The organism is Bartonella jaculi (assembly GCF_039543045.1).
Taxonomy (GTDB): Bacteria; Pseudomonadota; Alphaproteobacteria; order Rhizobiales; family Rhizobiaceae; genus Bartonella; species Bartonella jaculi.
The window spans coordinates 1-571 of sequence record NZ_BAABIZ010000200.1; the positions used below are offsets into that span (position 1 = coordinate 1).

Here is a 571-nt window from a genome sequence, read left to right on the forward strand (position 1 = left end):
CTTCTGCCAAAAGCCAACTGGAAACATCCCGCTCTTTGCCCGTGGTGATAATAAAAGCCCCTAAATGAAGATCAGCACTCATCTGTCCAGAAGCCATAGGATTTAAACGACTTTCTAACACCGCAACACGCACAGCTGGCGCAACAAGCATTTGTGTTTCAAGCTCTTCTAAATTGAAACGCCCAAATTGACAGCCGCAATCACGCACATCCGGCAAAGCGCCTTTAAGGCTCCTTATCACCGCCTCACGAAACGCATTGATGCGCCCCAGACTCTCAACAGCTTGTCTCATGAAAAGACCCTTTCCAGCCAATCTTCTGCCGCTTTGACAATTTCCACTTTATTGTGCTCTGAAAGCCCTAAATAAGGGCGTGCCGGCATGGTCACTTGGGGAACACACACAAAGCGCTGTGCCTTGCTGCTTTTAAGAAAAAAGCGCAGGGCTTTGCCATTTTTCGGGAAAATAGCCCCACCCAATTGATGAATCCGCGCATAAACCAACCCAGAGCCCACAATCACCTGTTCTGGTGAGGCTTTCATATCAATGGAGCGTGAGAGCGCCCCACTGGCA

General features: G+C 49.4%; 1 protein-coding gene and 1 pseudogene. Both read right to left on the reverse strand.

The genetic code is table 11. From position 1 onward, the window contains the following. Positions 1 to 292, reverse strand: a pseudogene (locus tag ABD915_RS10180) (hypothetical protein); the annotation flags it as partial. Continuing rightward, positions 289 to 571: phage virion morphogenesis family protein (locus ABD915_RS10185; RefSeq protein WP_345117851.1), on the reverse strand; the 283-nt coding region annotated here is incomplete at its 5' end. The gene ABD915_RS10185 and the pseudogene ABD915_RS10180, both read right to left, overlap by 4 nt.